Annotated in this window: 26 protein-coding genes; 20 read left to right on the forward strand and 6 right to left on the reverse strand. The window is 42.1% G+C overall.

The window, feature by feature from the left end; all coding sequences use genetic code 11:
* Positions 1 to 17 precede the first annotated feature (17 nt).
* From sufB to BMW98_RS15580, 8 genes are all read left to right on the forward strand, one after another.
* Positions 18 to 1,463, forward strand: a complete 1,446-nt coding sequence (gene sufB / locus BMW98_RS15545) for a Fe-S cluster assembly protein SufB (protein WP_090259598.1) — start codon at positions 18 to 20, stop codon at positions 1,461 to 1,463.
* Between the two features lie 44 nt (positions 1,464 to 1,507).
* Positions 1,508 to 2,266 carry a Fe-S cluster assembly ATPase SufC gene (gene sufC, locus BMW98_RS15550; protein WP_090259600.1) on the forward strand — a complete coding sequence of 253 codons (759 nt, stop codon included), beginning with the start codon at positions 1,508 to 1,510 and terminating at the stop codon, positions 2,264 to 2,266.
* A gap of 3 nt (positions 2,267 to 2,269) precedes the next feature.
* Positions 2,270 to 3,586 carry a Fe-S cluster assembly protein SufD gene (gene sufD / locus BMW98_RS15555; protein WP_090259602.1) on the forward strand — a complete coding sequence of 439 codons (1,317 nt, stop codon included), beginning with the start codon at positions 2,270 to 2,272 and terminating at the stop codon, positions 3,584 to 3,586.
* Entirely contained in the window at positions 3,586 to 4,824 is a 1,239-nt protein-coding gene (locus BMW98_RS15560; protein ID WP_090259603.1) for an aminotransferase class V-fold PLP-dependent enzyme, read from the forward strand. Before sufD ends, BMW98_RS15560 begins: the two co-directional genes overlap by 1 nt.
* Positions 4,825 to 4,827: 3 nt before the next feature.
* Positions 4,828 to 5,268 carry a SufE family protein gene (locus tag BMW98_RS15565; RefSeq protein ID WP_090259605.1) on the forward strand — a complete coding sequence of 147 codons (441 nt, stop codon included), beginning with the start codon at positions 4,828 to 4,830 and terminating at the stop codon, positions 5,266 to 5,268.
* A gap of 27 nt (positions 5,269 to 5,295) precedes the next feature.
* Entirely contained in the window at positions 5,296 to 5,646 is a 351-nt protein-coding gene (locus BMW98_RS15570; protein WP_090259608.1) for a four helix bundle protein, read from the forward strand.
* A 38-nt stretch (positions 5,647 to 5,684) separates the two neighbouring features.
* Positions 5,685 to 6,002: an SUF system Fe-S cluster assembly protein gene (locus tag BMW98_RS15575; protein ID WP_090259610.1), complete on the forward strand. Its 318-nt coding sequence runs from the start codon at positions 5,685 to 5,687 to the stop codon at positions 6,000 to 6,002.
* Positions 6,003 to 6,106: 104 nt separating this feature from the next.
* A complete protein-coding gene (locus BMW98_RS15580) occupies positions 6,107 to 6,523 on the forward strand; it encodes a BrxA/BrxB family bacilliredoxin (RefSeq protein ID WP_090259612.1) in 417 nt (138 codons plus the stop codon).
* A gap of 108 nt (positions 6,524 to 6,631) precedes the next feature.
* Here the strand turns inward: BMW98_RS15580 and BMW98_RS15585 are convergent, their stop codons facing one another.
* The 3 genes from BMW98_RS15585 to BMW98_RS15595 form a co-directional block, all read right to left on the reverse strand.
* Positions 6,632 to 7,030 carry a hypothetical protein gene (locus BMW98_RS15585; protein ID WP_139177604.1) on the reverse strand — a complete coding sequence of 133 codons (399 nt, stop codon included), beginning with the start codon at positions 7,028 to 7,030 and terminating at the stop codon, positions 6,632 to 6,634.
* Positions 7,031 to 7,302: 272 nt separating this feature from the next.
* Positions 7,303 to 7,896 carry a hypothetical protein gene (locus BMW98_RS15590; protein ID WP_139177606.1) on the reverse strand — a complete coding sequence of 198 codons (594 nt, stop codon included), beginning with the start codon at positions 7,894 to 7,896 and terminating at the stop codon, positions 7,303 to 7,305.
* Positions 7,897 to 8,091: 195 nt separating this feature from the next.
* A complete protein-coding gene (locus tag BMW98_RS15595) occupies positions 8,092 to 9,546 on the reverse strand; it encodes a phytoene desaturase family protein (RefSeq protein ID WP_121505199.1) in 1,455 nt (484 codons plus the stop codon).
* Between the two features lie 125 nt (positions 9,547 to 9,671).
* On the opposite strand from BMW98_RS15595, the gene BMW98_RS15600 reads away from it, so the two are divergent.
* From BMW98_RS15600 to BMW98_RS15615, 4 genes are all read left to right on the forward strand, one after another.
* Positions 9,672 to 10,079: a 6-pyruvoyl trahydropterin synthase family protein gene (locus BMW98_RS15600; RefSeq protein ID WP_090259619.1), complete on the forward strand. Its 408-nt coding sequence runs from the start codon at positions 9,672 to 9,674 to the stop codon at positions 10,077 to 10,079.
* Positions 10,060 to 10,734, forward strand: coding sequence for a GTP cyclohydrolase I FolE (gene folE / locus BMW98_RS15605; RefSeq protein WP_090259621.1), 675 nt, complete (start codon positions 10,060 to 10,062; stop codon positions 10,732 to 10,734). Before BMW98_RS15600 ends, folE begins: the two co-directional genes overlap by 20 nt.
* Before the next feature lies 1 nt (position 10,735).
* Positions 10,736 to 11,425 (forward strand): SDR family NAD(P)-dependent oxidoreductase, encoded by a 690-nt coding sequence (locus tag BMW98_RS15610; RefSeq protein WP_090259623.1) that lies wholly within the window; start codon positions 10,736 to 10,738, stop codon positions 11,423 to 11,425.
* 169 nt (positions 11,426 to 11,594) lie between these two features.
* Positions 11,595 to 13,829, forward strand: a complete 2,235-nt coding sequence (locus BMW98_RS15615; protein WP_090259625.1) for a sodium-translocating pyrophosphatase — start codon at positions 11,595 to 11,597, stop codon at positions 13,827 to 13,829.
* A gap of 70 nt (positions 13,830 to 13,899) precedes the next feature.
* Here the strand turns inward: BMW98_RS15615 and BMW98_RS15620 are convergent, their stop codons facing one another.
* The 3 genes from BMW98_RS15620 to BMW98_RS15630 form a co-directional block, all read right to left on the reverse strand.
* Complete coding sequence (locus BMW98_RS15620) at positions 13,900 to 14,478, reverse strand: DUF4251 domain-containing protein (RefSeq protein ID WP_090259626.1); 579 nt, start codon at positions 14,476 to 14,478, stop codon at positions 13,900 to 13,902.
* Between the two features lie 71 nt (positions 14,479 to 14,549).
* On the reverse strand, positions 14,550 to 15,878 hold the full coding sequence (locus tag BMW98_RS15625; protein ID WP_090259628.1) for an ABC transporter permease: 1,329 nt from the start codon (positions 15,876 to 15,878) through the stop codon (positions 14,550 to 14,552).
* Between the two features lie 2 nt (positions 15,879 to 15,880).
* Positions 15,881 to 17,158, reverse strand: a complete 1,278-nt coding sequence (locus BMW98_RS15630) for an efflux RND transporter periplasmic adaptor subunit (RefSeq protein WP_090259630.1) — start codon at positions 17,156 to 17,158, stop codon at positions 15,881 to 15,883.
* A gap of 226 nt (positions 17,159 to 17,384) precedes the next feature.
* On the opposite strand from BMW98_RS15630, the gene BMW98_RS15635 reads away from it, so the two are divergent.
* From BMW98_RS15635 to bla, 8 genes are all read left to right on the forward strand, one after another.
* Positions 17,385 to 19,256: an ABC-F family ATP-binding cassette domain-containing protein gene (locus tag BMW98_RS15635; protein WP_090259632.1), complete on the forward strand. Its 1,872-nt coding sequence runs from the start codon at positions 17,385 to 17,387 to the stop codon at positions 19,254 to 19,256.
* Positions 19,257 to 19,258: 2 nt separating this feature from the next.
* Complete coding sequence (locus BMW98_RS15640; protein ID WP_090259634.1) at positions 19,259 to 20,176, forward strand: adenylate/guanylate cyclase domain-containing protein; 918 nt, start codon at positions 19,259 to 19,261, stop codon at positions 20,174 to 20,176.
* A gap of 1,146 nt (positions 20,177 to 21,322) precedes the next feature.
* Positions 21,323 to 21,724 carry a hypothetical protein gene (locus BMW98_RS15645; protein ID WP_222843668.1) on the forward strand — a complete coding sequence of 134 codons (402 nt, stop codon included), beginning with the start codon at positions 21,323 to 21,325 and terminating at the stop codon, positions 21,722 to 21,724.
* A 20-nt stretch (positions 21,725 to 21,744) separates the two neighbouring features.
* Positions 21,745 to 22,170: a hypothetical protein gene (locus tag BMW98_RS15650; protein ID WP_139177608.1), complete on the forward strand. Its 426-nt coding sequence runs from the start codon at positions 21,745 to 21,747 to the stop codon at positions 22,168 to 22,170.
* Positions 22,171 to 22,317: 147 nt separating this feature from the next.
* Complete coding sequence (locus BMW98_RS15655; RefSeq protein ID WP_090259638.1) at positions 22,318 to 22,548, forward strand: hypothetical protein; 231 nt, start codon at positions 22,318 to 22,320, stop codon at positions 22,546 to 22,548.
* Positions 22,549 to 22,613: 65 nt separating this feature from the next.
* Positions 22,614 to 23,450 carry a serine O-acetyltransferase EpsC gene (gene epsC, locus BMW98_RS15660; RefSeq protein ID WP_090259640.1) on the forward strand — a complete coding sequence of 279 codons (837 nt, stop codon included), beginning with the start codon at positions 22,614 to 22,616 and terminating at the stop codon, positions 23,448 to 23,450.
* Positions 23,447 to 24,325, forward strand: coding sequence for a cysteine synthase CysM (gene cysM / locus BMW98_RS15665; RefSeq protein ID WP_090259642.1), 879 nt, complete (start codon positions 23,447 to 23,449; stop codon positions 24,323 to 24,325). The genes epsC and cysM overlap by 4 nt, the downstream gene beginning before the upstream one ends.
* A gap of 512 nt (positions 24,326 to 24,837) precedes the next feature.
* Complete coding sequence (gene bla / locus BMW98_RS15670; protein WP_090259644.1) at positions 24,838 to 25,626, forward strand: subclass B1 metallo-beta-lactamase; 789 nt, start codon at positions 24,838 to 24,840, stop codon at positions 25,624 to 25,626.
* Positions 25,627 to 25,857: the final 231 nt, after the last annotated feature.

A 25,857-nucleotide genomic window follows, 5' to 3' on the forward strand; every position in this document is an offset into this window, starting at 1 on the left:
AGTCTAAATAAGATTCAATGAGCAACGATGATCAAATCTTAGAGGAGTTCACATCCAAAGAATATGAGTTTGGATGGACAGTTGACTTAGAAGCAGATGAAGCTCCGAAGGGATTAAACGAAGATATCATTCATTTTATTTCGGCCAAAAAAGAAGAACCACAATGGCTTCTTGAATGGCGATTAAAGGCATTTCGTGCTTGGCAAAAAATGGAGGAGCCTACTTGGCCGAATGTCGACTACCCACCTGTTGATTACCAGGACCTTATATATTACTCTGCTCCTAAGCAGAAAACCAAACCTAAATCGCTTGACGAAGTAGACCCAGAGTTACTGGCTACTTTCGAGAAGTTAGGAATTTCCCTAACCGAGCAAAAGCGTTTAACTGGTGTTGCCGTTGATGCGGTGATTGACTCCGTTTCTGTAGCAACTACCTTTAAGGAAACCTTAGGTGAATTGGGTATTATTTTCTGCTCTTTTTCAGAAGCAGTTCAAGAACACCCAGAATTGATTAAAAAGCACTTGGGCTCAGTTGTGCCTATTACGGACAACTACTTTGCAGCGCTTAACTCAGCAGTATTCTCTGATGGGTCTTTCTGCTACATTCCAAAAGGCGTTCGCTGCCCAATGGAGCTTTCAACGTACTTCCGTATTAATGCTGCCAACACAGGTCAGTTCGAAAGAACCCTGATTGTTGCAGAAGAAGGTTCTTACGTGAGTTACCTTGAAGGCTGTACAGCCCCTATGCGTGACGAAAACCAATTGCACGCAGCTGTGGTAGAAATTAAAGCAGCCGCAGATTCAGAGGTAAAGTACTCTACCGTACAAAACTGGTACCCAGGCGATAAAAATGGTAAGGGTGGTATTTACAACTTTGTTACCAAAAGAGGTATCTGCGAAGGAGACCGTTCTAAAATCTCTTGGACTCAGGTAGAAACTGGCTCAGCAGTTACATGGAAATACCCTTCATGTATTCTGAAAGGCGACTACTCTCAGGGAGAATTCTACTCAGTAGCAGTTACTAATAACTACCAACAAGCCGATACCGGTACTAAAATGATTCACATCGGTAAAAACACCCGATCTAGAATTGTATCGAAAGGAATTTCTGCAGGTAAATCACAAAACAGCTACCGTGGCCAAGTAAAAGTGATGAAACGTGCTGAAAACGCGAGAAACTTCTCACAATGTGATTCACTTTTGATGGGCGATAAGTGTGGTGCACACACCTTCCCTTATATCGATATTGAAAACCAATCGGCTCAGGTAGAACACGAGGCAACCACTTCTAAAATTGGTGAAGACCAGATCTTCTACTGCCAACAAAGAGGAATTGACGAAGAGTCTGCAGTTGCCCTAATCGTAAACGGTTATGCCAAAGAGGTACTGAACAAACTACCTATGGAGTTTGCAGTAGAGGCACAGAAACTGTTGGCCTTAACCTTAGAAGGTTCAGTTGGGTAAGCACCAACACGCAAAAATCAAATTACAAGAGAATTAAGACAGAGATGTTATCAATAAAGAATTTACAAGCAAAGATTGAGGAGAAGGAAATCCTGAAGGGAATTAACTTGGAAGTAAAGCCGGGTGAAGTACACGCCATTATGGGGCCAAATGGTTCTGGTAAAAGTACTTTGGCTTCTGTACTTGCAGGTAGAGAAGACTATGAAGTAACTGGTGGAGATGTTGACTTCTTAGGCAAAGACCTTTTGGAAATGGATGCTGACGAAAGAGCCCGAGAAGGTGTTTTCTTGGCATTTCAATATCCGGTAGAAATCCCTGGAGTAAGCACAACCAACTTTATGAAAACGGCCATTAATCAAATTCGTGAGCACCACGGAGAAAAGCCGTTAGATGCTGTTTCTTTCCTTAAAGTGATGAAAGAAAAGATGAAGCTGGTAGAGATTGACCAATCGCTTTTGAGCCGTTCGCTCAACGAAGGATTCTCAGGTGGTGAGAAAAAGCGTAACGAAATCTTCCAAATGGCAATGCTTGAGCCAAAGTTGGCTATTCTTGATGAAACAGATTCAGGACTTGACATTGATGCACTAAGAATTGTTGCAAACGGTGTTAACGCCCTAAAATCGAAAGATAACGCTACTATTGTAGTAACACACTACCAGCGTTTGCTCGACTATATTGTACCTGACTACGTGCACGTACTTTACAAAGGAAGAATCGTAAAATCGGGCACTAAAGAATTGGCTTTAGAGCTTGAAGAAAAAGGTTACGATTGGATTAAGGAAGAAGCAGAAGCAACCGCATAATTAATGGAGAAACTAGCAGGACAAAAAGTGCTGGAATCTTTGAAAGAGCGATTTCAGGCTTTTGAAACAAGTTTAAACGGACATAGCAATTCGGCTGCGCACCAAGTGCGTAAAGCAGCATTCGAAAACCTTCAAACCAAAGGTTTACCGCATGCCAAGCACGAGGAATACAAGTTTTTCAACCTTACCAAAGCGCTTGAAAAGAACTTTAACTTTCCTCAAAGCTCCTCTCCTGCCAAAGTGAATGCTGACACCGTTCAGCAGTTTGGCATTGAGGGATTGGAGGCACACAAATTGGTATTTATCAATGGTGTGTTATCAGCTGAACTTTCAGACAACATAGCTATTGAAGGGGTTTCAATCGAGGCATTGCAAGATGCCTTCAACAAAGAGAATGTTGCCCTTTTTAATACTGAAGCACAATTTGAGGAAGATGCCTTTGTGGCCATGAACACGGCTTTTGCCCAAAATGGTATACAAATCACTGTAGCCGATAAGGCCATAGTTGAAAAGCCAATCATGCTTCAATTTATTGGTGCATCTGCAGAAGAAAGCTTCGATTACCAAGTTAGAAACTTGATCAACATTGGTAAACTAGCCGAGGTAACCATTATCGAAAAATTCGATACTTTGGAAGGCGCCAGCAGTTTCACCAATATTGTGAACGAAATTAGTGTTGCAGAAGGTGCTCAGGCTAAGTATTACAAAATCGAAAACGATGCGGCTAATACTTACCACATTGCCAATACGCACGTTTCGCAACAGCAGAACAGTCATTTCACAGCCAACACTATCGCTTTAGATGGTGCCATGGTTAGAAACAACTTGAACATTAAGCTTCAGGCCGAGAACTGTGAAGCGCACATGAATGGTCTTTATGTGTTGGGAGACAAAACCCATGTAGATAACCATACCGTGGTTGACCACATGATGCCTAATGCTTATAGCAATGAGTTATATAAAGGCATTATGGACGATAAGTCTAAAGGTGTTTTCAATGGTAAAATATTTGTTCGCCAAGATGCTCAAAAAACAAATGCATTCCAGTCGAATAAGAACATACTATTAACCAACGATGCCACCGTTAACACCAAACCTCAGTTAGAGATTTGGGCTGATGATGTGAAGTGCTCTCACGGTTGTACTACCGGTCAGTTAGACCGCGATGCCCTCTTCTATTTACAGGCAAGAGGTATTCAAAAAGACAAAGCCAGAGCCATATTGCTACACGCTTTTGCAAGCGATGTAATAGAAAACTTCGAAATAGAAGCTATTCAGCAATATGTTGAGGCAATCATTACAGAAAGACTAGCAAAATAATGCCGAATACGCTCACTAAGAGTACGTTAGATATAAACAAAATCAGACAAGAGTTTCCTATTCTTGACCAACAAGTTAATGGGAAACCTCTTATCTACCTTGATAATGCTGCGACCAATCAAAAACCTTTAAGGGTAATTGATGCACTTTCAAGACACTACAAAGTAGATAATGCCAATATTCATAGAGGCATTCACACTTTGGCAGAAAGGTCTACCGCAGCATTTGAAGAAACCCGGAAGATTATAGCCGAATTTATTGGCGCAAACGAGGTTGAAGAAGTAATCTTCACCAAAGGCACTAGCGAAAGCATTAACCTTGTGGCTTCTTCATGGGGAAGAAAATTCCTTAACGAAGGAGATGAAGTGCTTATCAGTACCATGGAGCACCATTCGAACATTGTGCCATGGCAAATGATTTGCGAAGAAAAAGGAGCTACCCTTCGGGTAATGCCAATAGATGCCAATGGTGATATTATTTTAGAAGAAGCAGAACAACTGATTTCTGACAAAACTAAAATGGTAGCCTTTAACCATGCTTCAAACAGCCTTGGAACAGTTAACCCTGTTAAAGCGCTTGTAGAAATGGCTAAAAAAGTTGGTGCTAAAGTTTTGGTTGACGGTGCCCAAGCTACTTCTCACCTACCCGTCAATGTAAAGGAACTAAACGTAGATTTCTATGCGCTTTCTGCCCATAAAATGTACGGACCAACAGGCTTAGGTGTACTTTACGGCAAAAGAGACATTTTAGAAAAGATGCCACCTTATCAAGGAGGTGGAGAAATGATCAAAGATGTTTCATTCGAAAAAACCACCTATAACGACATTCCTTACAAGTTTGAAGCAGGCACTCCGGACATTGCCAATGTAATTGCTTTCAAAGAGGCTGTACACTTCATAAACGAACTAGGGAAAGAAAATATAGCAGCGCATGAAAATGAGTTGCTAAAACACGCTACTGCTCTTTTGAAAGACATTGACCGTGTTAAGGTTTATGGTGAAGCTAAGGAAAAAGTAGCTGTACTTTCTTTTGGTGTTGAAGGTATTCACCACTTTGATTTAGGCATGTGGATGGACGCTAAAGGCATTGCTGTAAGAACAGGCCACCACTGTACCCAACCATTGATGGATCATTTCTGCATAGAAGGAACTACCCGAGCATCATTCTCTGTTTACAACACGATTGAAGAGGTAGACCAGTTCGCTGCGGCTCTTAAAGACATCATCAAAAAATTTTAGTGCATGAGTGCATCAATAGAAGCAGTTCAGAATGAAATTATAGATGAATTTTCCATGCTCGATGGAGATATGGAAATGACGATTGGTTACATCATGGAATTGGGCGAGCAACTGCCAACAATGGACGATTCGCTTAAAACTGAAGAGAATATTGTAAAGGGTTGCCAATCTAAAGTATGGTTGAATGCCAATTTTAGGAATGGAGAAATCTCTTTCGATGCAGACAGTAATACGGCAATCACCAAGGGGCTAGTGAGCCTTTTAGTACGTATTCTATCGGGCAGACAGCCACATGAAATCATTGATGCTGACCTCTTTTTTATTGATAAAATTGGTTTGAATAGATTCATAGGTACACAGCGATCTAACGGATTGGGTGCCATGATGAAGCAAATGAAGATATACGGATTGGCGTTTGCTACGCAAAACACAAAATCGCAATAATTCAAATAACAAACCTCGAACATTTCAATGAGCGAAAAACCTTACAACTTAGAGGAAAGAACCGAAAGGTTTGCCATTGACGTCAGATTATTTATTCGAGGTTTAAGGCTTGATATTGCCAATAAAGAAGATGCAAAGCAAGTAGTTAGGTCTTCTGGATCCATTGGGGCAAATTATATCGAAGCCAATGAATCTTTAGGCGAAAAAGACTTCAAATTTAGGGCAAAAATTGCTCGCAAGGAGGCCAAAGAGACAAGGTACTGGTTAAGAATCATTAACACACTCAATGATAATGAACTAGAAAAAACTAGATTGAGTTTGATTCAAGAGGCTGAAGAATTATTGAAAATACTATCTGCAATTATTAACAAATCCTAAATTGAAATTTGAGATTTGTAAATTGAATATTACGAACGATGAGTGGAGTAAAAGAAGGATTAAGAGACGAGGTGGTGGCGGCTATAAAGACCGTTTACGATCCCGAAATCCCTGTGGACGTTTATGAGCTGGGCTTGATCTACGAGATCAATGTTTTTCCGGTAAACAACGTTTATATTTTGATGACATTAACATCGCCTTCATGCCCTGCGGCAGAAGTTTTGCCAGATGAGGTAAAACAAAAAGTAAAGGAAATTGAAGGAGTGAACGAGGTAGAGCTTGAGTTAACTTTCGACCCACCATTTACTATGGAAATGATGTCGGAAGAAGCAAAACTTGAACTCGGCTTTATGTAAATTGGTTTGAGGTACAGCCTTTAGTTCAGAATGATATTAATTGTGAACTTGAGCCATTACCTAAACTTGAAAAACTTAGAATTTAAAACATAAACTTTACAAATATGTACCCAGAACATTTACTTGTTCCATTTAGACAAGAGCTAACTGAAGCTGGTTTTACTGAGCTAAAAACAGCAGATGCTGTAGATGAGCACTTTAAAGATCACAAAGGCACCTCATTAATCGTAATCAACTCTGTATGTGGTTGCGCAGCTGGCACGGCACGTCCTGGTGTTAAAATGGGCTTAAAGCTTACAGACAAAGCCCCTGATAACTTGATGACCGTTTTTGCCGGTGGCGATATCGATGCTACTGCAAAAGTTAGAGAGTACCACTTGCCTTACCCTCCTTCTTCTCCATCTATTGTATTGTTCAAAGATGGCGAGTTGGTTCATATGGTTGAGAGACATCACATTGAAGGCAGATCGGCCGAAGTTATTGGTAATCACCTTGCCGATGTTTTTGAAGAGTACTGCTAGACTTTAGTACAATATTAAAGAACTAAAAAAAGCTCCCTAGGGAGCTTTTTTCATAGTTAAGTATAGTTGGTTAGTATTATTTGTGTCAACATCAACTGGAAGTATGGTTTAAATATCCAATCGATAGTACGAGGAATCGTTGTATTTGATAAGGAAATCACTGGCGTTTAACAGCCTTCTTAAATGCTTGTTCTTTGTCTGCTTCAGTGAACTAACAGGAGCTTCTAATAACAACACATCATTCTTATCGTAAATTTTGATGATTTGCAAAGGAGACGATTCTTCCATGATTCCTTCCTCGTCAAAAACGAAGTTTGGCGTTTCAGCTTCAATCTCTAAATCTTCCTTTACCAATTCTATCAGCTTTTCAGCTTCCTCTTTTGTTAACTTGTCTTCATCTCCTAATGGAGTTGCAAGTACCGTTGCGCTAATTCCGACCAAGAAAAGAACTACCATTACCAAGCGTCTTTTCAAAGTGTAGTTGTTGTTGAAAACTAATGAGTTCATGACCAATTGTTGTTTTATTTTGAGTTTTACTATTTGAGCAGTCGACCAAAACCGCTCGGTTGTCATTTACTTTCCAACCAGCATGCCAAAAACAATTAAACATTGATTATCAAGCACTTACATTAATTCAATTACGATTTCAAACGATTGACTGTACACTAGCGTACAACAATAATCCGTTTTTGAAACAATGTAACCTTTTGGTTTTCAATACGTCACAAAAAAAACCTCGATGTTTCCACCGAGGCTCTCCTCCAATTAAGATTGCACTTTTAATTAAGAGTGATTGTATGATAAAAGCTTCTGCCGTCTGCAGTAAACTGGATATTATATTTTCCTGAAGGAAGCTTGCTAACATCATAGCGCTTCATTCCTCCTAAAGTATCCTTCACCGTTTGTCGGTAAACCATATCGTTAAAATTGTCTAGCATGCGCATTACAAATGGCTGATGACCAGCTCTTAGAAACACCTTCATTTCTCCATTCTGAACCCTTACAATTGGTTTTATGTAGGTTGTTTGGTTTTCCAGCTCCATGCTAGCCGACTGCTCGGTCACAGTTATCGGCAATAGCTGAACAGTCTCTTGGTCTTCTACCTCCAACACCAACTTCCCTCTTTCCAGTTTTTCTAGGTTGAAAACCTTCCCGTATTTTCCAAACTTGGTTTCATCTGAAAACAGTACCTGTCCTTTCTCATTCAAAAGCCTGATGCTTGTACCTTCATTTACATTGTCAAGTTTCAATACCACGGCCTTTTGCTTTACTGTAGTCAAACTGATTTCTCTTTCATTCTCTCTGGCCTGAGCCGTTAAGCCAATTGTCATAAACATGATGACCATAAAGGCTTGGGTGATTCTTTGTTTCATTGTTGTTGATTTTGAGTTGTTTTGCGACAGCATTTCTGGCGCTTTCTTCATAAGTCATCGCCACATATTTTTGACCTTGTGGCGAATTCTTGTTCAAATGAACGCGCAAAACCACCGGCGTTTGTCATAGTCCGGTAAATGGATGTCATAAGATGTCACAAAAGAGAGAAATATTGTAAAAACGGCTGCTTCCGGCTATAGACTCCAGTCGCGCAACAGCTTTTTAGCCGCAATAATACCAGAAAGGGTTACGCCAGGTATGCCTTGGCCGGGATAAACCGTATCGCCTACCTGATAGGCCTTATGACCATCTAAACGGGCACCTAGCATCTGCCAAGGTTTAATGTGATTGAACTGCGGATATCCACCAACGAATCCCCACTTTCTACCCGTCCACTTTTGCCACGACTTAGGACCAGAACTATGCTGATAAACAATGTTCTCCCTTTTCAGAAAGTCCTTTTCCACTAATACATCTATTACTGCATCAGTTAGCTTATCAGTCTCATAAGTCAAATACGCTGGATTTTGCCAGTGCGTACTTACCGACATTACGGCCAAACCTTCATCATCTGTTCTAGATAAATCAGCTGGATGGTTCAGGCTAATGAATATTGATTTAGACCCAATGCCTTCCAACGGACTACTTAAATGAATTTGATGGTGAATGGTATCAAAAGAGCGGTGAGGTTTAAAGCCTATACCGAGCTGAAATGCGCTGTTTAATTGGTCAGAACTCATCAGCTGTTGCTCAAATTTCGGCTTTATTTCTGGGAAATATTCGAGCGTGTTATTGATGGGGATGCCTGAAATGAGAAACTCAGTTTGATAAACCGCTGTGCTCGATTCAACTTCATAACCTCTATCATTTTTCACAACAGACCTCACTCCTTCCCTTAAGTTCACCTCTCCTCCATTCGACTCTATATAGTCTACAAAGGGCTGCACCAGATTAATCAAACCACCATCTATATAGTAATTGGGCAAATTTGTATAGCACAATGCGGCTGCGCCAAACATAAAGTTTACTTCACCCATGTGGTTTTGAGCAGAAATAAGCAATTGCTCGTTTACAAAATCAACAAATGCTTTGTTGGTGTGCAAGCCGTATCGGTTAACTACACTTTCAACAGTTTTAAAAACATACGGCAAATACTTAACCTGCTTTAACGATGCATTTTTCACCGCCTCAATAAGGTCGCTCAAATTGTTAAGTGGAAAGCTAAGTTGCTTTAGTGAGGTTTCCCACACAAAATCACTCACCCGATAGCACTCTTCCCAAAACTGGCGCTGCCCTTTGGCACCAAACACCCTCTCCGCTTCTTTTATCCATTGCTCTCTACCTTCGAACCTAGCGCAAACCAGGCCATTACTCAGGTGCACCCGCATTGGTAAGTCAAGCCTGCGAGCATTTAATTCAATGCCCGTTTCGTCTAATACATATTGCAAAGGCATGCCATTGCCCAACCCTACAAGGGTAGTTGCCCCAGTTTCAAAAACAAAACCTTTGCGCCAATAAGCACTGGTACAGCCTCCCGGTAGGTAATTCTGCTCTAAAACTGTGGTTTTCAACCCTTTTTTGGTTAACATTGCCCCCGCTACCAAGGCGCCCATTCCAGATCCGATGATTAAAACTTGGGTGTTCTTCAAGGCTATTTCTTTCTTGTTAAAGAATTTTTACAAATTCCTGAACAAAAGAGAATAACCTAATGTTGGGTAGTCGAACAAAAAAAGAGTAGTAAGCAGACTTCTTACTCAGAATTTGAATCACATTAATGAAAGTAGCGGTTTTTAGAAAGGAGCACTTCAATGCTGCGCACAGATTGCATAATGCCGATTGGTCAGACGAAATGAACCAGAAGGTGTTTGGTAAGTGCAACAACCCCAATTACCATGGACATAACTATGAATTGGTGGTAAAACTTACGGGCGAAACAAACCCAGAAACGGGTTATGTGTACGACATGAAGGTGTTGAGTGACATAATTAAAGAGCATGTCACCAAGCGCTTCGACCATAAAAACCTAAACCTCGATGTGGAAGAATTCAAAACGCTGAACCCTACAGCGGAAAACATTGCGGTAGTCATCTACAATATACTCAGAGAGCAAATTGAAGCAGACTACGATCTGAAAGTTACACTTTACGAGACAGAAAGAAATTATGTTGAATACCCCGCCTAACGATTTGATGATAGAAGAAATTGGCAACGAACACGTTGGCACCTCTTATGACACTCCAATGAAGGAAAACGCCTTTGAAATGGATGATGATCTGAAAATGGAGCTTATTGAAGACAAGTTCCGTGAAATTATGGAGATAATGGGTTTGGACTTGACCGATGACAGTTTGAGCGGAACGCCTAAGCGTGTGGCCAAAATGTACATCAAAGAGATTTTCAGCGGTCTTAATCCGGCCAACAAACCAAAAATTGCGCTGTTCGAAAACAAGTACCAGTACAATCAAATGCTGGTAGAAAAGAACATCACATTCTATTCTAATTGCGAGCATCATTTTGTGCCGATTATAGGCAAGGCACACGTGGCCTACATAGCCAACGGACCGGTTATTGGGCTCTCTAAAATCAATCGCATTGTAGAATATTACGCCAAAAGACCACAAGTTCAGGAGCGCTTAACTGTACAAATAGCCAATGAACTAATGGAGGTAATGGGTACGGAAGATGTGGCGGTGGTCATTGATGCCGATCACCTTTGTGTTTCTTCACGTGGTATTAAAGATGTGAATAGTAGTACCGTTACGGCTCAATTCCATGGTAAATTTAAAGAAGACGCTACCCGCAAAGAATTTCTGAGTTACATTCAAACAGAAAAATAGTATGGCTGTTCTGGTAGTTGGCGCTAGTTCTGGTATTGGCAAAGCCATTGCCACAGGCTTGATCGAAAGCGGTGTGGATGTTATTTCCGCATCGCGCAACCGACCAAGCATAAACGGAATAGTCCATCATAACTTAGACGTAACAGACCCATCGGCAGATCTCTCATTTATTCCCGATGTACTAGAGGGTTTGGTGTATTGCCCAGGTAGTATTAACCTCAAACCTTTTCATAGACTCAAGGAGGAGGACTTTCAAAAAGACCTCGATATCAATGTGCTTGGAGCAATAAGAGTGCTTCAAGCGGCTTTTAAAGCCTTAAAAAAATCCGATGGCGCGTCTGTAGTGCTGTTTAGTACCGTAGCCGCCAAGCTCGGCATGAATTTCCATGCCTCTATCGCCACTTCAAAAGCTGCCCTAGAAGGATTGGGCAAATCGCTAGCGGCAGAATGGAGTGCACACAATATTTGCGTCAACATACTGGCTCCTTCGCTCACAGACACCCCACTAGCCAGTCAACTGCTTTCGAATGAAGACAGAAGGGAGGCTTCGAACAAAAGGCATCCCATTGGCAGGTTCGGCAAAGCAGAGGACCTTTCAAACCTTGCTCAGTTCTTGCTTTCTAAAGAAAGTAGCTGGATCACCGGACAAGTAATTGGCGTGGATGGAGGTATGGGCAGCCTGAAACCATGACCACCAAATGAATAGGTAGCCTAGTGGCCCTTTCACCCCATATCTTAAAAGCAACCATCCAATAGCATGCTTGCTTATTTCGCATAAAATCGAATTCATTTTAAACTTCTTTCCTTTGCTTTCTGAAAGCAAGCCCTATATTTGGACGATCTAAAAACGACTAACAATCATGTCCAACTTAATTTATGTGGTTCCGCTTCTTGGCGTAATCGGGCTTTTGGTGATGGCTACCAAGTTCCGATGGGTAAATGCACAAGATGCCGGAGATGAAAAAATGAAAGGCCTAGCCAAGCACATTCGCGAGGGTGCATTGGCATTTTTAAGTGCAGAATATCGAGTGCTAGCCATATTCGTTGTGGTAGCAGCCATTTTACTCGGTATCATTTCTACGCTCGTTGAAACAACTCACTGGTTCATTGTAGCAGCCTTCGTAATTGGTGCTGTATTCTCTGCTTTAGCGGGAAACATCGGTATGCGCGTGGCTACAGCTGCAAACGTTCGCACTACACAAGCGGCCAGAACCAGCCTTTCTAAGGCACTTAAAGTGTCTTTCACCGGTGGAACCGTTATGGGACTCGGTGTTGCAGGATTAGCCGTTTTTGGTCTTAGCTTGCTATTTATTGGCCTTTTCTTCTCGTTTATGGGAGGCGAATGGACCAACACTCACGATATGACCATGGTGCTGGAAGCCCTAGCTGGTTTCTCACTTGGTGCCGAATCAATCGCTCTTTTCGCACGTGTTGGTGGCGGTATTTATACCAAAGCAGCCGATGTTGGTGCCGATCTTGTAGGTAAGGTAGAAGCTGGTATTCCTGAGGATGATCCAAGAAACCCTGCAACCATTGCCGATAACGTAGGCGACAATGTAGGCGATGTAGCAGGAATGGGTGCCGACCTTTTCGGTTCTTATGTGGCTACTGTTTTGGCCTCTATGGTGCTTGGTAACTATGTTATCAGAGATATGGGTGGTTCAATTACCGATAATTTCGGAGGTATTGGCCCTATCCTACTTCCTCTTGTAATAGCTGGTGCAGGTATTATTTTCTCTATTCTAGGAACCTTAGTTATTAAAGTTTCTGACGAGAATGCGAAAGAACCTGAAGTGCAGAAAGCACTTAATAAAGGAAACTGGGGATCTATCATCCTTACGGCAATCGCTTGTTATTTCCTTATCGATATGCTTTTACCTAAAACCATGCAGATGAGTCTGTTTGGCGAAGGAATTGTGGAAATCACTTCTATAAGAGTATTCGGAGCAGTTTTGGTAGGCCTTTTTGTAGGTGGCGCCATTTCTTACATGACAGAACACTTTACAGGATTAGGCAAACCACCGGTTATGTCTATTATTCAAAATTCATCTACCGGAGCAGCCACCAACATTATTGCTGGTTTGGCTACGGGCATGAAATCGACCTTCGGCCCAATTATACTTTTTGCTGGAGCCATTTGGGGTGCTTATGAACTAGCAGGATTTTACGGTGTAGGTATTGCAGCTTCTGCCATGATGGCAACTACTGCCATGCAGCTGGCTATCGATGCCTTCGGCCCTATTGCTGATAACGCGGGTGGTATTGCTGAAATGAGTGAACTACCAGAAGAAGTAAGAACGAGAACCGATATTTTGGACTCAGTAGGAAACACTACAGCAGCCATAGGTAAAGGCTTTGCAATTGCTTCTGCAGCATTAACTGCCCTTGCACTATTTGCTGCTTACGTTACATTCACCGGCATTGACGGAATCAACATCTTTAAGGCCGATGTACTTGCTGCCCTATTTATTGGTGGTATGGTACCAGTTATCTTCTCTGCCTTAGCCATGCAATCGGTAGGTAAGGCTGCCATGGAAATGGTAAAAGAAGTAAGACGCCAGTTCAAAGAAATTCCGGGTATTATGGAAGGAACAGGTAAGCCAGAATATGACAAGTGTGTGGAGATTTCTACCAAAGCATCTATTAGAGAAATGATGCTACCAGGCGCTATTACCATTGTATTCCCAATTTTGATTGGCTTTATCATGGGACCTGAAGCACTAGGCTCTTACATGGCTGGTGTGGCAGTATCTGGCGTACTTTGGGCTATTTTCCAAAACAATGCTGGTGGTGCTTGGGACAACGCTAAGAAGTCGTTTGAAGCAGGTGTAGAAATTGATGGAGAAATGACTTACAAAGGTTCTGATGCACACAAAGCGGCCGTTACAGGCGATACTGTTGGTGATCCTTTCAAAGATACTTCTGGTCCTTCTATGAACATCCTTATTAAACTTACTTGCCTTGTAGGTTTGGTTATTGCACCAATATTGGGTGAGATGTACATGGAAAATGACGCAGACCTTCACGTAGACAATCAATTGAAGAAAGAAATTCAGGTTGAAGCTACTGAAGAACTGATTACCGATGCTGAATAGTTTTGTAATTGCTTGATATAAAAAAGCCTGAATCAGTAATGATTCAGGCTTTTTCTTTTGGTAGATGTCTTTAATTAACCAATCCTATGCGTCTGTTAGAATTCACCATAATAGTCGATTCTGAAGCACGCTCAAAGTTACCTCTCATCGATAACCTATTTGGACCGTCATTAAACTGTCCCTTTACATACTCACCACTAATTTCAATGTAAAGCGTTATCAAGTTAATTGAAGCTGGACTGTTGAAGTTGATTCTAACACCGACACCTTTGTCCTTACCTCTTTCAAAAATCTCGTATTGCTGAATTTTCCCTTGATAAGTAACACCGCCTGCTCCATTTAAACCTATATTGATGGGGTCGCCAAACTGAACAGCAATATCATCACCATCAATCCTCACAAAGTTCACAGAGTTTACAACGGGAATAGTTCTACCCCATTTGGTAGTAATCATATCGGTTCTCAAAACAAAGTCTTTGTCCTTAATTGCCTCAAAGGCTTTCTCTTGATGTGCAATGGCCGCTGCTCTTCTCTCCTCACGCTTTTCCTTTCTTATTTCGCGCTTCGACTTTTCTTCTGTCTGTACCTGAGCATTCAACCCTACAAAGGTAAACGCCCCCAACATCATCAATACAATCGCTCTTCTCATTTTAACCTCCTAGTTTAATACACACAAGTTATTGCAAATTGTGTACCAAAGTAAGTCACATTAACATGACTTTAGTCATACCTTAAAGAAGTGATAGGATCCTGATCTGCAGCACGTTTGGCAGGCGCAATACCAAAAATTATTCCCACAACTACTGCTACTCCAAAGGAGAGCACAATAGAGGAATAGTTAACAATAGTCGGAATACTGGCTAGCTCGCTAATACCAAAGGCAATTGATAAACCGAGAATGATCCCGATCATTCCTCCACTAAAACTGATCATTACCGATTCAAGTAAGAACTGAAAGATGATGTCTGTTTTAGTGGCACCAATAGAAAGCCTTAGGCCAATTTCCTTAATGCGTTCAAGCACAGAAGCGAGCATAATATTCATAATCCCTATGCCACCAACCAGCAGCGAAATACCGGCAATACCTCCCAGTACATAATTGAATATGTTTTTTGTGCGCTGTTGTTGCTTTAGCAATAGCTCTGGAATAGTAATCTCATAGTCAACCACTTGGCTATGCTTACGCTTTAGCATTTTTGAAAGCACCTGTGCTATTGAGCCCATTTGCTCAGAATTTTCAACCTTCAGCACCAAACGATCTAGCTGATGATAATTGGTTGAACCATTGCTATCTCCATTTCTCATGGCCTCCTGAATAGCAGCATTCGAAACCAAAGAGCGGTTCTCATACCTCAACAACGCTGTACCTAGTGGAGTGTAAACATCCATGTTGTAATCCCGAATACCCAAGTTGGAAATACTCTTGTCAGAAATCATTCGCTCCTCAAGCACCCCAATAACACGCAACCAATGCTTGCCTACTTTAATGTATTTATCCAGTGGTTCTTCTCCATTGAAAAACCTAGCTGCAATGGACTTTCCAATAACACAGACAGCACTGCCAAGCTCTAAATGCTCGCTGTTAAAGAATTTACCTTCAGCCAATTGAAAGCCTGAAATTTCAAAATATTCATTACGAACACCAACGAGTTTAGTAGTACGCTGAAAAGCCTTTCGAGCCACAGAAGTTTCGATAATCACCTCTGGGCTTACCATTTCAATACCAGGAATTACATGCTGAATACTGCGGACATCTTGGAAATTCAGCCCCAAAGAAAGGTTTTTCTTTTTACTGGCCTGTCCTGCAGCAGCGTCATCCGACACCTCACCCTCGCTTTGCTCTACAACAGGCGTAATCACGATATTATTAACCCCTACGAGTTTAATCTGATCCAAGATTTCTTGCTGTGCGCCCGCGCCAATGGCCAACATGGCAATTACCGCAGCTACACCGAAAATAATCCCCAAAGCCGTAAGCAGCGACCTGACACGGTTGGCAACCACAGCCTCAACAGCTATGGCACCATTTGAAAGTAACTTCTTAAGCATTGTTAATCGTTTTTGGCTATCGACTCGCGGTTTCCTAAACGCTTAACTTCTTTGCTATCTAAACCTGAAGGGTCGGAAAGGTAGATAGTCTGGCCCACAGCCAAACCGTTCCTTATAATTACCTCATCTGAATTGGACATGCCAAGATCAACCTCTTGCTTTACGTAATTCAGCCCTTCCTTCATAACCACATAAGTTAACGAATCTCCTTGGCTGTGTATAGCCTCTACTGGCACAAAAAGAGCATCTTCAATTACCTGAGCGACAATCTTATTACTAGTTGACATCCCAGGCCTCAAAGTGGTATCAGATTCGTGAATGGCTACAGTAACCTCAAATACCTTAGAGTCTGAATTTGGTCGCTGCTGCCCCATATTTGCCACATCTAGCACAACGCCTGTCAAATGTTTGTCGGGAAAGGCATCCAAGCCAATTTCTACTTTCTGCCCAGACTTAACCGTGTTAATATCCACCTCATTAATATAGGTTTTAGAGATCATCAAACTCAAATCGGGCAAGGTGGCCACCGTAGGATCGAAAGCAGCCACACGTCCGCCCTCGCCAATTTTATTGCCCCGCCAGTCACGCTTGTAAATTAGCATACCACTTTCTGGTGCGGTTATTACAAACTGGGTAGAAACTTCGCGAAGGAACTCTACCCTGCGCTTGTCTTCCATCATTTCGGCTTCAGCAGCTTTAATTTTAGCCGCTGCTTTTTGCAACTGTAGCTGATAACCTTCTTTAGCTTGCTCATAGCGTTTTTTGGCTCTGTCAAGCTCCATCTGCTTTTCTTTGATTACGGCTGGGGGCTCATACTCAGAATTTTCGAGCACGAGTTTTTGCTTTTCCATTTCATAAAGCTGGTTTTCCAACTCTTCCCTAGCCTGTCGCAACTCCATGGCGGTGTCAAGCTTGGCTTCTTCGTACTTAGCGGTTGTAATAGTGAGGTCACTCTGCCTTTGCTCTATGCGCTGGCCCAGTTCCGATTCGTCCAAACGTGCCACGTAGTCGCCTTTTGAAACAACCGTTCCTTCATCAATTATATGGCTAATGGTGGTTTCCCAGACACCCGCTTGGCGCATGCCTTCTGGGCCCAAAATATTGACACTGTTTTTTGCGTGAAGCTCTCCCGATGCAGTTACTTCAGATCGAAAAACTCCCTTCTGAACTTCAACAAGAACTTCCGACTCTACCGAAGAGCCCTTGTTCACTTTGGTGATAAAAAAAATGATAATGGCCACAAATAGGCCTGCGAGGATTGTAAGCGTGCGTTTCTTCATAAGTTCTTTTGGTTGACATCTTGAGTTAAGCGTGACCGACTATCAAATTAGTTATTGAACGGAATCATTCAAATTTTTATTTCCTTTTTTACAGAAAATTAACGTTCACTCCCTCCCTACATCAGACTACCAACATTTATAAACGTTACACCACAGATGTTTTGAACGTAAAAATTGTTTGATATCAGTGGTTGAAAGCTGCTTTTTCGCGCTAGCTTTGTGGCTTATGAATTACCTCTCAGTAGAAAATGTCACCAAATCTTTTGGTGATCGCGCTATCCTTAACAACATCTCATTCGGTGTGGCTCAGGGCCAAAAAGTAGCCTTAGTTGGTGTAAATGGTTCTGGTAAATCTACCCTACTCAAGATTCTGATGGACATGGAGCAGCCGGATGCTGGCGAGGTAATCTTCAGAAACGAATTGGTGGTTCGTCACCTGCTACAAAACCCAGAATTCAGCGAAGGGCAAACCGTGCTCGATGCGGTTTATCTAGACACTGATGAAACCCACCTACTACTGAAGCAATATGAACGTGCTTTGCTAAAAGCGAGTAATGGAGAGGAAAACCATGAGGAGGTACAGCAACTGATTGAAAAGATAGATGCGGCTGGTGCATGGGACCTTGAAAGCCAAGCCAAACAGATTTTGGGCAAACTGGGCATTCATCAAATGGATGCCGATGTATCCAAACTTTCTGGGGGCCAGCAAAAGCGAATCGCCCTGGCTGGGGTGCTTATTCAGAAGCCAGACCTACTTATTCTGGATGAGCCCACCAACCACCTAGATATTGAGACCATTGAATGGCTGGAAAACTACCTTAGCCAGGCCAATATGGCGCTAATTTTGGTAACGCACGACCGTTATTTTCTGGAGAAAGTAACTAATGAAATTATTGAGTTGGATGGCGGAAAACTGCACGCCTACAAAGGCAACTACCAGTACTTTTTGGAAAAGAAAGCCGAGCGAGAAGCCAACGAAGCCACTAACATTGATAAAGCAAAAAACCTTTATAGGAAGGAGCTAGACTGGATAAGGAGGCAACCTAAAGCCCGCGGCACCAAAGCCAAATACCGTGTTGATGCTTTTAACGACACCAAGGCAAAAGCCTTTAGCGGCTCGCAAACACAAGAGCTAAAACTCAATGCCAAAGCTTCGCGCCAAGGCAAAAAGATTTTGGAGGTAGAAGCCCTAAGCCATGGATTTGCTGATAAACAGTTGATCCAAAACTTCTCTTACACTTTTCAGAAGCAGGATAAAATTGGAATTGTTGGCCCCAATGGTAGCGGAAAAACCACATTTATACGGCTGCTTTTAGGCGAACTAGAAGCCAACAGTGGAGAGATAATTAAGGGAGAAACAACCAAATTCGGCTATTACAGACAGATTGAACCGAACTTTAACGGTGAACAAACCATTATAGAGTTTGCTAAATCGATAGCCGAAGTTGTGGAAGTTGGCAAAGGCAAAACCATTGGCGTAAGTCAGTTTCTTACACGTTTTCTCTTTCCTCCCGATGTGCAGTACAAGCCCATTGGCAAACTAAGTGGTGGTGAAAAAAGAAGGCTTCAGTTACTTCAAATCCTGCTGCAAAGCCCCAACTTTTTAGTGCTCGATGAACCAACCAACGACCTCGACCTAATTACCCTAAACACACTAGAAGAGTACCTTGAAGCATTTGAAGGCTGCCTAATGATTGTTTCGCACGATCGATATTTCATGGACCGTCTGGTTGAGCACATGTTTATTTTCGATAGCGGCACTAGTGTAAAAGACTTCCCTGGCAACTACACCGACTTTAGGCAACAACAGCAAGAAGAAAGCAAGCCGACAACTCAGGTTAAAGAAACCGCAAAAAAATCTACCCCAAAGGAACAAAAAGAGAAGAAAAAACTTTCTTACAAGGAACAGAGAGAGTTTGACCTGCTGGAAAAGGAGATTCCGAAATTGGAAGAGAAAAAGGCGGCATTAATTGAAGCCTTGAACACTGCCGATAGTGATCATGAAAAGCTTGCGGCTTTGTCGCAAGAAATTGGTGAAATCACCGACCTTTTGGATGAAAAAGAAATGCGCTGGCTCGAGCTTTCTGAATTTGCATAAGCATGCCAACAATAGAAGTTGTTAATGATTGCGTAAGCCTAAAAGCTGAGCCTGGAAAAACAATATTAGCCTCCACACTAGATGCTGGCATACCCCATGCCCATGCCTGTGGCGGGCAGGCACTATGCTCTACTTGCCGTATTTATGTAGAAGAAGGCAGCGAAAACCTCTGCCCTCGCAACGAAAAAGAAACTGCATTGGCCGACCAATTAGGTTTGCTAAATGAGGTAAGGCTGGCCTGCCAAACAACCGTTTCTGGCGATGTAAAAATTCGCAGGCTGGTACTCGATGAAATTGATGAGGCCATTATTTTACAGCATGGTAAGGCCAGTGCCCCAAGAAGTTTAGGCGTGGAAAAAGATGCTTCCGTGCTATTTGTTGACATAGCCGATTACACGGCTTTCTCTGAGAAAACACCCGCATACGACATCGTGCACATACTCAACAGGTACTTCCACATTGCAGGCAACATTATAAAACAGCACAAGGGCAAAATTATCGACTATTATGGCGATGGCTTCTTGGCCATATTTGGCATTGATGACGATCCGAACCATGCCCAAAACTTGATGAACGCTGGCTTTGAGCTTTGCGAGGCCATCGACAAATTTGACATTGCCGTTCACGACATCATTAACAACGACTTCAAAATCAGGCTAGGTGCCCATACTGGCAAAGTAATTTGGGGTACCATAGGCATTGAGGGCATGCAAAAAGAAGCGGCCATTGGCGACACCGTAAACCTTGCCAGCAGAATAGAGCAAGCCAACAAAACACTCAATACCCGCTTCCTTATCTCATCCGACTTGTTTGAAAAACTAGAAGGTCAATGCCGTTGCCAAGAAAGCTTTGAAATTGAAGCCAAAGGCAAACGCGAGAAAATCCGTGTGCACTCCGTAAACCGACACTTTGTTGGGTGATTGGTGCATTAGGTAATCAGTAAATTGGTTATCGCTAATTCGTTATCAGTTTATCGGAAAGCAGTCCTTAGGTTCATGGTTCAAAGTTCATCACTAGGCCACCGCAAAAACCAATTAAACCACGTCATACAGAGCGCAGCGAAGTATCTCCTGCGGCCTTGCACCTAATTAGGTAATTGGTTGATTAGTGAATTGGTTATCAGTATATCGGTTCATCGGGGAATAGCAATCAGTTCGAAGTTCATGTTTTATAAAAGCCCCCATCCAAACCTTCCCCCAAGTGGGAAGGCTTCTGGCCTGTGCTAGACCTAGCCACTCTCCTTTTCTCCTCGACCGTAGCGGAGAGGCCGAGCAAATGGATTAGTTGATTAGTCACTTGTCATTAATGCTTTAGTTATCTGTTAATCGTAAAACGAGTTCCAAGTTCAATATTCAAAGGCACAGCTACCGTAACCCCTAACCATAGCACTTCATTCAGAGCGTAGCGATGAATCCCCAACAGCCTTGCACCTGATTAGGTAATTGGTTGATTGGTGAATTGGTTAAACGGAAAACAGTGTGCTAAACCTAGCCACTCTCCTTTTCTCCTCGACCGTAGCGGAGAGGCCGACCAAATGAATTAGCTGATTAGTCACTTGTCATTAGTGGATTAGTTATCTGTTAATCGTCAAACAAGTCCAAGCAACAGCTGCCGCAAACCCTAACCATAGCACGTCATTCAGAGCGCAGCGAAGTATCCCCTACGGCCTTGCACCTAATTAGGTAATTGGGAAACTGGGGAATTAGTAAAATAGGGTACTAGGCTTGTCCTCTCTCCTTTTCACCCTGAGCGTAGCCGAAAGGTCGACCAAGTACGTTGGTTCTTTCAAGGTTGGGCTATTGTAAAAACCCAGCAACTCATAACTTAAACACCTCAACACCTCCCAACACTCTCCCCTTGCAAATAAGCCCACAAATCTCTTTCTTGATGCTAGAAAAACACACACGCTCTAATAATGCTCCTGTGCTTTTCTTAAGAACGAAAAACTCTTTTTAGCATACCCAATTGGTTGTCTATAAGGAACCTTTCACAGACTATATTAAATATAACCGCCACCACATTGGCGTATAGCTAACGTTAGAGCCAATAACTGCAAACTGGATAACATGAACTTTAGGGCATCATTTTGCGATCCATTCAACCCAGAAATCATTGAACTTGGTGAGATCGAACAAAACAAGATTATGGAGAGCTTTGAGAAAATTCCGTGGAACGATTTTCTAGACAAGATGAAAACGGTCAACAATAACGAGATTCACTACTCACCATCTCTTGAAGTCGAGAACAAAGAGAACAAGACCGGACTCTCTGTTTCTGCGATAGATGGAACTGAATGGTACATTTTCTTCAAAAGACCTAAAATGGTGAAAAAATGGTTCGGGTTGGTCGAAAAGATGGACGACAACTACCTAACAGACGTGACCGGACAATCAATTGATGATGTAAGAAACTGCCTAAACGCTCTAATTAATAACGACTTGGATTATCTCGAAAAACATATAGGATAAACTGTAAAGCAGACCTCTTTATGAACACACTAACTTTCTGGCAGTATTTCAAACTAAATAAGCGAACAACGCTCTCATGTTTGAAAATCAGTTCATTATTATTTGCTGGAATAGCAACAGGGATCTCAATTGCCGTTAAATACTCAAAGAGTGCTGAAGAAGACCCTCTTATTGTTTTTATCGTATGTGAACTCTTTGGATATGGATTCGCAACATTCATTTTCGTCATTGCTATCATCGAAGGATTTACAAAGGCAAAAGTTGTTCTGGGAAAATTTCACAAGATACCTGAAAGGGTAAGGAAAGACTATTCGATCGAGTTAATTCAACGTCCTCTGAACCCTAAATATTGGTTTTTGCAGTTTCAGATAGTCCAAGAACGAAATGGAGAGTATTTCGAACTTGACAAACGAACAAAGAGAGAAATACTCGACAACTGGCTCTAACAGGTACTAAGCCCAATCCGCTACTTAGTTGTTCCAAAGGACACTTGGATCAGTATTTGAAAGTCTGAGCCTATTGCGCATAGCCAAACCTTTGATTATTTACCCACATCCTTTAAACCTTCTACCCTCAATTCGTTATATTAAAGTATGGACTCTACTACCTTAATTATTCTGATGGTTTTAATCATGTTGGTTTACACCGTAAGCTTTCTGCAATACATGAAATACCGCAGCCAACGCAAGCGAAATCAAAGCAGAATATTACAGCTACCATTGTTTATGGCTTTCCTTATTGGCCCGCTACTTTTCTTTATGATCAACAACCGACAGCGCAGAGAGCAGAAAAACTTTATGGAAGGGAAAAGACGTTTCTCTTAAATTTTAGGAAACTTCCTTACCACTTCTGCGTGTTCGTAGCTAACTAGCATTCTAACCTCATTTTCATGAATAAAGCATTTCTTGAAAAACTGTACATCAGGCAGCAAGCCTGCCCTACTTGCCCATCGCCAGAGGTGGTGGCTCATTGGTTTAATGAACTATTGGGTACGCTTTTCCCTGACTTTTCAAAGCAGCAATTCAATTCGCAAAAAGAGTTTGAACTGCATTTCGAAAAGCTAAAGCTTCAGCTAGATCAGATTCTTTCTCGCAATCCGGTAAAGACTGAGGACGACATTGAAGAAATAGCCGATAAATTCTTTGAGGAAGTTCCGGCCATTTACGAACAAATGGAACAGGATGTAACGGCCATGTTAGAGGGCGACCCTGCCGCAAAAAGCAGAACGGAGGTTATTCGGACTTACCCGGGTTTTATAGCCATTTCTGCACATCGAATTGCCCATGCCTTACAAGGTTTTGGTGTTCAACTTATTCCCCGCATTATCTCCGAATATGCGCATAGCAAAACGGGTATCGATATTCACCCAGGCGCCAGTATTGGCAACTTCTTCTGTATAGACCATGGCACCGGTGTAGTAATTGGTGAAACCACCATTATTGGCGACCATGTAAAGGTTTATCAGGGCGTAACACTTGGCGGACTGAGTGTAGATAAAAAAGATGCCAAGGTGAAACGCCACCCAACCATTGAGGACAATGTGGTGCTCTACGCTGGTGCTACCATTTTAGGCGGAAAAACCACCATTGGCCACGACAGTATTATTGGTGGAAACGTGTGGCTAACCCACAGTGTACCGCCATTTAGCAAAGTGTACTATCAGGCCCAAATGAATAATAGCGAAGGCGAAACAGATACCATTATTTTCAAAGGACATTCCGCATGAACATAGAACAGTTGATTGGCAATACGCCATTGGTTGAATACAGACACCTGAACACAAACCCAAAAGTTAAAATTTACGGAAAGCTCGAGGGCAACAACCCTGGCGGAAGTGTAAAAGACCGTGCTGCATACGGTATGATAAAAGGTGCATTAGACCGTGGAGACATAAAAAAAGGCGATAAACTGGTCGAAGCCACTAGCGGTAATACCGGCATAGCCCTAGCCATGATTGCCAGCATTATGGGGGTTGAAATGACCCTAATTATGCCAGACAACTCTACTCGAGAGCGAGTTTTGAGCATGGAAGCATACGGGGCGAAAGTGATCCTTACCCCTGCCAAGCAAACCATAGAGTACAGTCGCACATTGGCAGAAAAAATGGCTGCAGAAGAAGGCTACTTTATGCTGAATCAGTTTGCCAATGAAGACAATTATGGGCAGCATTATAAAACTACCGGACCCGAGATTTGGAACGACACCAAAGGCAAAATCACACATTTTGTATCGGCAATGGGTACCACCGGCACCATTATGGGGGTTTCTCGTTACTTGAAAGAACAAAACCCTGACGTGCAGATTGTGGGCACACAGCCTACCGATGGTTCTAGCATTCCCGGCATCAGGCGCTGGTCACCAGAGTTTCTACCCAAAATATTCGAGCCGCATAGAGTTGACCGAGTAATAGATGTAAGCCAGGAAGAAGCCACCATAATGACACGAAGAATGGCAAAAGAAGAAGGTATTTTGGCTGGTATGAGCTCTGGTGGTGCATTACACGCAGCACTAAAGCTTGCCGAAGAAATTGAAGAAGGAGTTATTGTTCACATTGTTTGCGACCGTGGTGATAGGTATTTGAGCAGCGATTTGTTTGGTTAAAGGTAGGTATTAGACGTTAGACCATAGATACTAGACATCGAACTCATCCTCGATTGCATCGAGGATGAAGGGAAGGTCGGTTTGTAACCGAAATAAGACACTGTTCAATCTTGCTCCAAGCCGCTTCTTTAGTTTCAGCATCAAAGATGCCTTTCTCGTCAGTCCTCGTTATAAACGATGACTAGTAAAACTATAGATTTCAGACGTCTGACTCTAGATTTTAGTCTCATCCTCGATTGCATCGAGGGTGTAAGAACAGTCGGTTTATAACCGACCGACTTCTAACTCAACATTCAAGAAGGTCGCAACATCTGTAGCCACTAATTCTCAGCCTTATCCAACAATGCCTTTAGGTACTGCACATTATACTGTACTGTCAATATAAAGCTGTGTAACCCTTTGCTAGGTCCCCTTTCGGTTCCAATAGTTTTTAAGCTAACATTAAAAGCATACTAATCATGGAAGCTGGTTATATTAGTATAGTCTTATATTAACGAGGCCACAACCACAAAATGAAGAATAGACTCCTCTCTTTTATATTTCTTTGCTTAACTCTATTTTCTTGCAACCAAGCAAATACAGAAAGCCAAACTGTTCAGAAAAAAACTCAACCGCTACAGGGAGAATCTGTTGTTTATAAGAGCGAAACACTTTCAGTAGTGAAGTTATCAGACCATACTTACCTACACATTTCTTACTTGGATACAGAGGCTTTTGGTAAAGTACCCTGTAATGGCATGTTCATCATATATGAAGGTGAAAGTGTAGTTTTCGATACGCCAACTAACTCAGAAAATTCTAGAGAACTTATCAGGTTTATAAGTTCGGAATTAAAAAGTAAAATAGTAGCTCTTATTCCTACACACTTCCATGAAGACTGTATAGGAGGCATTGATGAATTTGATGCTCACGGCATCACTACATATGCTAGCAAAAGAACTATAACATTATTAAATGACAATAGGTATCAGTTTAACGTGCCTATAAATGCTTTCAGAGATAGTCTAGAATTGAAGTTAAGTAGCGAGACGGTAGTGACACATTTTTTAGGTGAAGGCCACACTGAAGACAACGTAGTCGGGTATTTTTCAAAGGATAAAGTTTTGTTTGGAGGCTGCTTGGTTAAATCGGTTGGTGCTAGCCAAGGAAACTTGGATGACGCAAATGTTGAGCAATGGTCAAAAACCGTTGCCAATGTGAAAGCCAAATTCCCCGAGGCAAGTATAGTTATTCCAGGGCATGGAAAAACTGGCAACACGGCTCTTTTAGACTATACCATTAAACTATTCAATGATAAATAAAATTGATTTGCCTTGCTTCCATCCTGTTGAGGATGTCCGAATGATTACTCCGCAACCTTCAGGTACCAAGTACAAGTACCGTTATCCATTTTTCACTTCTAACACAAGGTCCCAGAGGGACGTTACATCAGTAGCTACGAATCTCCAGCCATACCCAACAGTGCCTTTTAGGTACTGCAGGTAATGTTATGTACCTAAAGGCACATCAATATAGACCGTAAAATCTTTAAC

Origin of the sequence: Roseivirga pacifica, from assembly GCF_900111145.1 — a bacterium.
Classification (GTDB): Bacteria; Bacteroidota; Bacteroidia; order Cytophagales; family Cyclobacteriaceae; genus Roseivirga; species Roseivirga pacifica.